The 9114-nt window shown below is 69.9% G+C and carries 9 protein-coding genes and 1 tRNA gene; all 10 read left to right on the plus strand.

The genetic code is table 11. The features are described from left to right. Positions 1-280: aminotransferase class III-fold pyridoxal phosphate-dependent enzyme (locus DI573_RS12125; protein WP_292814587.1), on the plus strand; the 280-nt coding region annotated here is incomplete at its 5' end. Positions 281-291: 11 nt separating this feature from the next. Further along, entirely contained in the window at positions 292-1671 is a 1380-nt protein-coding gene (locus DI573_RS12130; protein ID WP_292814589.1) for an NAD(P)/FAD-dependent oxidoreductase, read from the plus strand. Continuing rightward, positions 1668-2552, plus strand: a complete 885-nt coding sequence (locus tag DI573_RS12135; RefSeq protein ID WP_292814592.1) for a universal stress protein — start codon at positions 1668-1670, stop codon at positions 2550-2552. Before DI573_RS12130 ends, DI573_RS12135 begins: the two co-directional genes overlap by 4 nt. Then, positions 2549-4114 (plus strand): APC family permease, encoded by a 1566-nt coding sequence (locus tag DI573_RS12140; protein WP_292814595.1) that lies wholly within the window; start codon positions 2549-2551, stop codon positions 4112-4114. The genes DI573_RS12135 and DI573_RS12140 overlap by 4 nt, the downstream gene beginning before the upstream one ends. Positions 4115-4185: 71 nt before the next feature. Beyond that, complete coding sequence (locus tag DI573_RS12145; protein ID WP_292814611.1) at positions 4186-5580, plus strand: NAD-dependent succinate-semialdehyde dehydrogenase; 1395 nt, start codon at positions 4186-4188, stop codon at positions 5578-5580. Between the two features lie 26 nt (positions 5581-5606). Further along, entirely contained in the window at positions 5607-6974 is a 1368-nt protein-coding gene (locus DI573_RS12150; RefSeq protein ID WP_292814600.1) for an NAD-dependent succinate-semialdehyde dehydrogenase, read from the plus strand. A 78-nt stretch (positions 6975-7052) separates the two neighbouring features. Then, positions 7053-7493 carry a pyridoxamine 5'-phosphate oxidase family protein gene (locus DI573_RS12155; RefSeq protein WP_292814603.1) on the plus strand — a complete coding sequence of 147 codons (441 nt, stop codon included), beginning with the start codon at positions 7053-7055 and terminating at the stop codon, positions 7491-7493. Between the two features lie 152 nt (positions 7494-7645). Further along, positions 7646-7718 (plus strand) — tRNA-Trp (locus tag DI573_RS12160). 38 nt (positions 7719-7756) lie between these two features. Next, positions 7757-8047: a preprotein translocase subunit SecE gene (secE, locus tag DI573_RS12165; protein ID WP_292814606.1), complete on the plus strand. Its 291-nt coding sequence runs from the start codon at positions 7757-7759 to the stop codon at positions 8045-8047. Positions 8048-8125: 78 nt separating this feature from the next. After that, on the plus strand, positions 8126-9114 hold a 989-nt coding region (gene nusG, locus DI573_RS12170), incomplete at its 3' end, for a transcription termination/antitermination protein NusG (protein ID WP_292814608.1).

The raw sequence follows: 9114 nt of genomic DNA on the forward strand, positions 1-9114 counted from the left end.
CACCGGTCGTCTGACGGCGCTGCAGGCCCGCGACCCCCGCGTGGGTGACGTGCGCGGCCACGGCGCGATGATCGCGGCCGAGTTCGTCGACCCCGCCACGGGCGCTCCCGACGGGTCGCTCACCGCCCGCGTCGCGAAAGCATGCATCGCGGCCGGCGTCATCGTGCTCACCTGCGGCACCCACGGCAATGTGATCCGCTTCCTCCCGCCGCTGACCATCACCGACGATCTGCTCGCCGAGGGGCTCGACGTGCTCGAGACCGCTCTCGTCGGCGCATGAAGGAGACAGCAATGACCGAGATCAGCCGTGACGTCGTCGTCATCGGGGCCGGCGCGGCGGGCCTGACGGCCGCCAACGACCTGCGGGGGGCCGGTCTCTCCGTCGCCGTGCTCGAGGCGCGCGACCGCATCGGCGGCCGGTTGTGGACCGACGAGATCGAGGGCGCGATGCTCGAGATCGGCGGCCAGTGGGTCTCGCCGGATCAGGACGCCCTCATCGAGACGATCTCGGAGCTGGGGCTCGAGACCTACAGCCGATTCCGCGAGGGCGACAGCGTGTACGTCGGGCCGGACGGCGTATCGCACCGCTTCCGCGGTGAGATGTTCCCCGTCTCGCCCGAGACCGCGCGTGCGATCGCCGAGATCACCGAGCGGCTCGATGCGATGGTGGCCGAGATCGACCCCGACCGTCCCTGGGCGCACGAGAAGGCGGCGGAGTGGGACCGGATCTCATGGGATGCGTGGCTGCGCGCACAGACCGACGATGACGAGGCCGTGCGCAACCTCGCGTTCGCGACCGGTTCGGCGATGCTGACCAAGCCCACGCACACGTTCTCCCTCCTGCAGTCGCTGCTGATGGCAGCATCCGCCGGCTCTTACTCGCACCTCGTCGACGCCGACTTCATCCTCGACAAGCGCGTCGTCGGGGGGCTCCAGCAGGTGCCCCTGCTGCTGGCCGAACGGCTCGGTGCCGACGTCTTCACCGGTCAGCCCGTGCGCACGCTGCGATGGGGCCCTTCGACAGGCTCAGAGGCCGCGGCGGGGGTCACCGCCATCGCCGACGGCATGACCGTCCGCGCCCGCTTCGCGATCGTCGCCCTCGCCCCCAACCTGTACTCGCGGATCTCGTTCGAGCCCCCGCTCCCACGCCTGCAGCACCAGATGCACCAGCACCTGTCGATGGGCTTCGTCATCAAGGTGCACGCGGTCTACGACACGCCCTTCTGGCGCGACAAGGGCCTCTCGGGCACCGCGTTCAGCCCGTACGAGCTCTCGCACGAGGCATACGACAACACCAACCACGGCGACTCCCGGGGCACGCTCGTCGGCTTCGTCTCCGACCAGATCGCCGACGACCTGTTCCGCCTGAGCGCCGAGGAGCGCAAGGAGCGAATCCTCGAGTCCCTCTCGCACTACTACGGGCCCGAGGCAAAAGACCCCGTCGTCTATTACGAGAGCGACTGGGGAGCCGAGGAGTGGACCCGCGGCGCCTACGCCGCGAGCTTCGACCTCGGCGGTCTGCACCGGTACGGCGCCGACCTGCGCACGCCGGTCGGCCCCATCCACTTCGCCTGCAGCGACCTGGCAGGAACCGGATACCAGCACGTCGACGGCGCGATCCGCATGGGCCGCGAGGCGGCGGCGCACATCATCGAGGAGGCCCGCGCATGAGCGCACCCGTGTTCGTCGTCGGATACACCGCCACCGACGCCGGCTCCGACGCGGCGGGGCTCGCCGCGCGACTGGCCCGCGCGTCGGCGGGCCGGGTCGAGCTGGTCATGGTGCTGCCGGAGGAGGGGCGCGGCGCGGTCGTTCCCCCCGACGCCGGCTACGACGCGTTCGTGCGCGATCAGGCGGCGCAGTGGCTCGCCGCGGGGTCTGCGAAGATCCCCGCCGGCATCGCGCAGGCCACGCACCTCCGGTACGCCGAGTCCTTCGCCGAAGGGCTGATGGATGCTGCCGCCGACCTCCGGGCCGACTACATCGTCGTGGGGGCCGCGCGCGGCACTCGCGGCGGCCGCTTCGGTCTCGGGTCGGTCGCCAATGAGCTCGTGCACTCGTCGACGGTGCCCGTCGTCCTCGCCCCGGCGGGCGCGGCGGACGTCGACGCCGACGTGACGCGCATCACGGCCGCGGTGGGCACCAAGCCCGGCGCCGACGCACTGCTCGACGAATCGGTCGCGCTCGCCGCCGCGTCCGGGGCGCCCCTGCGCCTGGTCTCGCTCGTCGCCGTCGACATGCCCTCGGGGGTCGACACCGGCGTGATCCGGCTGGCCGGTGCCGCGCACGCCGACCGCGTGCTGCAGAAGGCGCGCGGCGAGCTTCCGGAGGGCGTGGATGCGGAGGCCACCGTCGCCGCCGGCGAGAGCATCGAGGAGGCCGTCGCGAATCTCGGCTGGCAGCCCGGCGAGGTCGTGATGGTGGGATCGAGCCGCCTCGCACAGCCTCGTCGCCTGTTCCTCGGCTCGACAGCATCCAAGATGCTGCGCGAGCTGCCCGTGCCCATGATCGTCGTCCCGCGCACCCGCACCCCCGAAGGAGCCCAACGATGAGCACCACCGACAAGAGCGCCCGCACGGGCGACCCGGTCACCGGCGGACTGTCGAAGAAGGGCCTGAGCGCCGGCGCGGTCGGCCTCATCGGCGCCGTCGTCATCGGCATCTCGTGCATCGCCCCCGCCTACACGCTCACGGCCGCTCTCGGCCCGACCGTGTCCGAGGTCGGATTCCAGGTGCCCGCGATCATCCTCATCGGCTTCATCCCGATGCTCCTCGTCGCCTTCGGGTACCGCGAACTCAATCGGCAGATGCCCGACTCGGGCACCTCGTTCACGTGGGCCGCTCGCGCCTTCGGACCGTGGGTCGGCTGGATGGCGGGCTGGGGGCTGATCGCGGCGACGATCCTGGTGCTCTCCAACCTCGCCGGCATCGCGGTGGAGTTTCTCTTCCTGCTGATCGATCAGATCGCGCAGGCGGGAGGGTCGATCGCCGACCTCGCCTTCAACCCCTTCATCAACGTCATCGTCTGCCTGCTGTTCATGCTCGGGGCCACGACGATCTCGTACCGCGACATGCAGACCACGCAGCGGCTGCAGTACTTCCTCGTCGGATTCCAGGTGCTCGTGCTGGTCGTCTTCTCGATCGCGGCCTTCGTGCACGTCGCGCAGGGCAACGCGTTCGATGGGACCGCGCCCGAGCTGTCGTGGTTCAACCCCTTCGCCGTCGGGTCGTTCACGGCCGTCGTGGCGGGGCTGTCGCTGTCGATCTTCATCTTCTGGGGGTGGGATGTCACCCTCACGATGAACGAGGAGACGAAGGACCCCGAGAAGACCCCGGGGCGCGCGGCGACCCTCACCGTCATCACGATCGTCGTGCTCTACCTCCTGATCTCGATCTCGCTCCTCGCGTTCGCGGGTGTCGGCACGGGCGAGCTGGGGCTCGGCAACGAAGACATCCAGGCCAACGTCTTCTTCTTCCTGAGCGGTCCGATCCTGGGGCCTCTCGCCTTCCTCGTCTCGCTCGCGGTGCTCACAAGCTCCGTCTCGTCGCTGCAGTCGACCTTCGTCTCGCCGGCGCGGACCCTCCTCGCGATGGGACACTACGGGGCGCTGCCGAAGCGCTTCGCCGAGGTCAGCCCGCGCTTCTTCACCCCCGGCTACGCGACGATCGTGTCGGCCGTGGTGGCGTCGGTGTTCTACGCGGTCATGCGCTTCGTCAACGAGAACGTGCTGTGGGACACGATCACGACCCTCGGCCTGATGATCTGCTTCTACTACGGCATCACGGCCTTCGCGTGCGTCTGGTACTTCCGCAGGCAGTGGTTCGACTCGGCGCGCAACGTCTTCTTCACGCTGCTGTTCCCGCTCGTGGGCGGCATCATCCTGGCCACGCTGTTCGTGATCACGCTCGTCGAGAGCATGGATCCCGACTACGGCAGCGGCACGGAGTGGTTCGGCCTGGGCAGTGTCTTCGTGCTCGGTGTCGTCATCATCGGCCTCGGTATCGTCATCATGGTGATCCAGCGCTTCCGCAGCCCCGCCTTCTTCCGCGGTGAGACCCTGTCGCTCGACGCCCCGCCCAGCGCGCGGCGCGCCCGCGCGGAGGCCGGCCGGTGAGCACCGGCCGGGAGCGGGAGGAAGCGCTGCTGGCGGCGGTGCCGACCGGGCTGTTCATCGGCGGCGAATGGATGGATGCCGAGGGTGGCGCGCGCTTCGACGTCCAGGATCCCGCGACCGGGCGCGTCATCCGCACCATCGCCGACGCGACGCCGGGTGACGGCATCCGCGCCCTCGATGCCGCCGTCGCCGCTCAGGAGGAGTGGGCGGCGACCGCTCCGCGCACACGCAGCGACATCCTGCGCCGCGCCTTCGACCTCGTGCGCGAGCGCGCCGACGACCTCGCCCTGCTCATGACCCTCGAGATGGGCAAGCCCCTCGCGGAGTCCCGTGGCGAGGTGACCTACGGCGGGGAGTTCCTGCGGTGGTTCAGCGAGGAGGCGGTGCGGGTCTCGGGCAGGTACGGACTCAACCCCGAGGGCACGGGGCGCGTGGTCGTCTCGCAGCGCCCCGTCGGGCCCTCCTTCTTCATCACGCCGTGGAACTTTCCGCTCGCCATGGCGACGCGCAAGATCGCCCCGGCGCTCGCCGCCGGCTGCACGGTCGTGATCAAACCGGCGGAGCTCACCCCGCTGACCACGCTGATGTTCGTAGGGCTCCTCGCCGAGGCGGGGCTTCCGGCGGGAGTCGTGAACGTCGTCACGACCACGTCGTCCGGGGAGGTCTCGGCGCCGATCATCGCCGACCCGCGGCTGCGCAAGCTCTCGTTCACGGGCTCGACGCCGGTGGGCCGCAAGCTGATCGCGCAGGCCGCCGAGGGCGTGCTGCGCGTGTCGATGGAGCTGGGCGGCAACGCGCCCTTCGTGGTGTTCGACGACGCCGACCTCGAGAGGGCGGTCGAGGGGGCGATGCTGGCGAAGTTCCGCAACATCGGCCAGGCCTGCACCGCCGCCAACCGCTTCATCGTGCACGCGGATGTCGCCGAGGAGTTCGCGGCGCGGGTCACCGCGCGCGTCGCGGCGATGCGCGTGGGGCGCGGCACCGACGACGACGTGCAGATCGGACCGCTCATCGACGAGAAGGCGGTGGCCAAGGCCACCGACCTCGTCGCGGACGCCGTCGAACGCGGTGCCCGCGTGCGGGTGGGCGGCGAGGCGATCGCGGGGGAGGGCACCTTCTTCGCCCCGACGGTGGTGACGGACGTGGCACCGGGCAGCGACATCCTCCGCGAGGAGATCTTCGGGCCGGTGCTCGCGATCGCGACGTTCACGACCGAGGACGAGGCCGTGCGGCTGGCCAACGACACCGAGTACGGCCTCGTCTCCTATGTCTTCACGCAGGACCTCGCCCGCGGCCACCGGATGATCGACCGGCTCGAGACGGGGATGATGGGGCTGAATGTGGGGGTCGTCTCCAACGCGGCCGCCCCGTTCGGCGGCGTCAAGCAGTCGGGCGTCGGCCGCGAGGGCGGCCTCGAGGGCATCCACGAATACCTGTCGACGAAGTACACGCTGATCCCCGCCTGAGCGGCGGGCAGAGGAACGGGAGCACCATGACCGACTACGCCGTCGTCAACCCGGCCACGGGCGAGACCCTGGCCACGTATCCGGCCTTCACCGATGCGCAGATCGAGGCCGCGATCGCCGCCGCCGACCGCGCACACCGCGACTGGGCGCGCACGAGCGGTGCGGGGGAGCGCGCCGACCTGCTGCGCCGCGTCGCGCAGCTGCATCGTGAGCGCCGCGACGAGCTCGCCGCGATCATCGTGCGGGAGATGGGCAAGCCGCTCGCCGCGGCCGAGGGCGAGGTCGACTTCGCCGCCGACATCACCGAGTTCTACGCCGACAACGCCCTCGCGATCACGCGCGACCAGCCGATCGACATCCTGGGCGAGGGCACCGCGGTGATCCGCAAGGCTCCCCTCGGGGTGCTTCTGGGCATCATGCCCTGGAACTTCCCGTACTACCAGGTGGCTCGCTTCGCCGCCCCCAACGTCGCGCTGGGCAACACCATTCTGCTCAAGCACGCGCCGCAGTGCCCCGAATCGGCGGCGGCGATCGAGGCGATGTACCGGGACGCCGGGTTTCCCGAGGGGGTGTACGTCAACGTCTACGCCACGAACGAGCAGGCGGCGACGATCATCGCCGACCCCCGCGTGCAGGGCGTCTCGGTGACCGGGTCGGAGCGCGCCGGCGCCGCCGTGGCCGAGCAGGCGGGTCGCCACCTCAAGAAGGTGGCCCTCGAACTCGGCGGGTCGGACCCCTTCATCCTGCTCTCGACCGACGATATCGACGCCGCCGTACGCGCCGCGGTCGATGCGCGCCTCGACAACAACGGGCAGTCCTGCAACGCCGCCAAGCGTTTCATCGTCGTCGACGACCTGTACGACACCTTCGTCGAGAGGTTCACCGCGACGATGGCGGACTCCGCACTCGGCGACCCGTTCGCCGACGACACCGTCATCGGCCCGCTGTCCTCGCTGACCGCGGCCGAACGTCTCGACGAGCAGGTGCAGAAGGCCATCGCGGGGGGCGCGACCCTCGTCACCGGCGGCACGCGCGACGGCGCCTACTACCCGGCCACGGTGCTTACCGGGGTGACTCCCGAGATGGACGCCTACCGCGAGGAGTTCTTCGGACCCGTCGGCGTGGTCTATCGCGTCGCGGACGAGGAGGAGGCGATCGCCGTCGCCAACGGCACCCCCTTCGGGCTCGGCTCCTACGTCTTCACCACCGACCCCGAGCAGGCCCAGCGCGTGGCCGACCGCATCGAGGCCGGCATGGTCTACGTCAATCTTGTCCTCGCCGACTCGCCCGAGCTGCCCTTCGGCGGCGTCAAGCGCAGCGGCACGTCGCGCGAGATGGGGCTGCTGGCCGCCGACGAGTTCGTGAACAAGAAGCTCATCCGCGTAGGGCCCTAGCCGGGCGGGTTTTGCACGGCCTGCGCGGTGGCGGCGCGAGAGCATCCGCGCGACGATAGAGGCTGGGAGGTCTGCCTCATGGATGAGACGCAGAACGACGCGGTGACGCGGTTGGACGACGCGGGATGCTGGGAGCGACTGCGCGGCGAGCAGCTCGGGCGTCTGGTGACCAACGTCGGCGACGTCATCGACATCTTTCCGGTCAACTACGTCGTGGACGGCGAGAGCGTGCTCTTCCGCACCGCCGAGGGCAGCAAGCTGTTCGAGCTGACGGTCAACGACGAGGTGATCTTCGAGGTCGACGCGCACACCGACACCGACGCGTGGAGCGTCGTCGTGCGCGGGCGGGCGCATCGGCTCGACACCTCCGACGAGGTGCGCGTAGCCGACACTCTGCCGCTGACGCCCTGGGTGCCGACGCTGAAGTACAACTACGTGCGGATCACCCCGCGCGCGCTCACCGGGCGCGCCTTCCGGATCGGCCCCGAGCCCGAGCGCTACGGCATCGCGGAGTACTGACGGGGCGACGCGCATTCGCGGGCTCCGGGGGCATGCCGTACACTGGGAAGAGCAGTGTAAATCTGCACTCTTTCGCCGTGCCCGTGACCGGGCGAAGGCCCACGTCTTGAGCGCGACGATCGAGTGCGGGCCCGGGGCCGGAGACGGCCTCTAGGGCGGTAGCTCAATTGGCAGAGCAGCGGTCTCCAAAACCGCAGGTTGCAGGTTCGATTCCTGTCCGCCCTGCGCGTCAGCCCCGTGCTGGCACACGAAAGGTACATCAGGTGAGTGCAGTGGCCCAGGACGAGCCGAACGGCGAGATCGTCGCCGCGGGCGGCAAGACCGGCAAGGAGAAGCGTCCCGGCGTCTTCTCCCGCTTGGCCCTGTTCATCCGTCAGGTCTTCGCCGAGCTCCGCAAGGTCGTCACCCCGACCCGGCAGGAGCTGCTGAAGTTCACCGCGGTCGTTCTCGGGTTCGTCGTCGTGATGATGGCGGTCGTCTACGGATTGGACTTCGTGTTCTCGTGGATGGCCTCGGTCGTCTTCGGGGTGCCCGGCGGGGCCGTGGTCTCCTGACGATTTGACCGGGGGCGCACGACGCCCTGACAAGCATCGAGGGCTCCGTACGACGGAGCCCCGGACGGAAGTGAACCAGTGACCGAAAGACATCTCGACGACGCCGACTGGGCGACCGCTGCGGAGCAGTCCAGCGAGGACGACGAGGCCCAGGAGGGCAACGTCCTCGCCGCGGAGGAGCACTCCGTCGAGCCCGCCGAGCACCTCGCGGTGCACCTGGTCGCCGACGACGGCGAGGACGATGTCGAAGAAGAGCTGGACGAGATCGAGGACCCGGAGGCCGACGCCATCGTGAACGACGCCCTGCACATCGACGAGGCGGCCGAGGCACAGGCCGCCGCCGAGGTGCTCACCGACTCCCTGGCCGACGAGGCCGCCGAGCGCGAGGCCGAGGCCGCCGACGAGGTCTCTGACTACGACGGACCCGACCCGGCCGGCGATGCCGACGTGGCCGAGGGTGACTCGGATGAGGACGCCGAGGTGGACCCCTACGAGGCCTTCCGCGCAGAGCTGCGGTACATGCCGGGCAAGTGGTACGTCATCCACTCCTACGCCGGTTTCGAGCGCAAGGTCAAGGCCAACATCGAGCAGCGCAAGTCGTCGCTCGAGGTCGAAGACGAGATCTACCAGGTCGAGGTCCCGATGGAGGACGTCGTCGAGATCAAGAACGGCCAGCGCAAGATGGTCACCCGCGTGCGCATCCCGGGCTACGTGCTCGTGCGCATGGACCTCAACGAGGACACCTGGTCGGTCGTGCGCCACACCCCCGGCGTCACGGGCTTCGTGGGCAACGCCCACAACCCCACGCCGCTGCGGTTCGAAGAGGCCTTCAACATGCTGAAGTCGCTCGTGCAGGTCGCCGAGGTCGCACCCGCCAAGGGTGCCGCCAAGGGCTCGGCCACGCAGGCGCGCAGCGTCGTCACCGAGGTCGACTTCGAGATCGGCGAGACGATCACGATCAAGGAAGGCTCGTTCGCGGGTCTTCCCGGCTCGATCAGCGAGATCAAGCCCGAGAGCGGCAAGCTCACGGTGCTCGTGTCCCTGTTCGAGCGCGAGACCCCGGTCGA

This window comes from Microbacterium sp. (genome assembly GCF_003248605.1).
In the GTDB taxonomy this organism is placed as follows: Bacteria; Actinomycetota; Actinomycetes; order Actinomycetales; family Microbacteriaceae; genus Microbacterium.